Here is a 927-nt window from a genome sequence, read left to right as displayed (position 1 = left end):
GCACACGTAGACTGCCCAGGCCACGCTGACTATGTTAAAAACATGATCACTGGTGCTGCACAGATGGACGGCGCGATTCTAGTAGTTGCCTCTACAGACGGTCCAATGCCACAGACTCGTGAGCACATCCTGCTTTCTCGTCAGGTTGGCGTACCTTTCATCATCGTGTTCATGAACAAATGTGACATGGTAGATGACGAAGAGTTACTGGAATTGGTTGAAATGGAAGTGCGTGAACTTCTGTCAGAATACGATTTCCCAGGTGATGATTTACCAGTAATCCAAGGTTCAGCTCTGAAGGCCCTAGAAGGTCAACCAGAGTGGGAAGCTAAGATCCTTGAATTAGCCGCAGCACTGGATTCTTACATTCCAGAACCACAACGTGAYATCGATAAGCCGTTCCTACTGCCAATCGAAGACGTATTCTCAATTTCAGGCCGTGGTACAGTAGTTACTGGTCGTGTTGAGCGTGGTATTGTTAAAGTGGGTGACGAAGTTGAAATCGTTGGTGTTCGCACAACGACTAAAACAACGTGTACTGGTGTAGAAATGTTCCGTAAACTGCTTGACGAAGGTCGTGCAGGCGAGAACTGTGGTGTGTTATTACGTGGTACTAAGCGTGATGACGTAGAACGTGGTCAAGTATTGGCTAAACCAGGTTCAATCAACCCACACACSACTTTTGAATCAGAAGTTTATGTTCTGTCAAAAGAAGAAGGCGGACGTCACACTCCATTCTTCAAAGGCTACCGTCCACAGTTCTACTTCCGTACAACTGACGTAACCGGTACTATCGAACTGCCAGAAGGCGTAGAGATGGTAATGCCTGGCGACAACATCAAAATGGTAGTGACTCTGATTTGCCCAATCGCGATGGACGAAGGTTTACGCTTCGCAATCCGTGAAGGTGGTCGTACAGTTGGTGCT

General features: G+C 47.2%; 1 protein-coding gene. It reads left to right on the top strand.

Going from position 1 to position 927, the window contains the following annotated elements; translation table 11 throughout:
• A partial coding sequence (tuf, locus tag L5M10_RS23915; protein WP_263256102.1) for an elongation factor Tu occupies positions 1 to 927 on the top strand: 927 nt, incomplete at both ends.

This window comes from Shewanella sp. SM32, assembly GCF_025654235.1.
In the GTDB taxonomy this organism is placed as follows: Bacteria; Pseudomonadota; Gammaproteobacteria; order Enterobacterales; family Shewanellaceae; genus Shewanella; species Shewanella oncorhynchi.
This window is presented reverse-complemented; position numbering and strand designations above follow the sequence as displayed.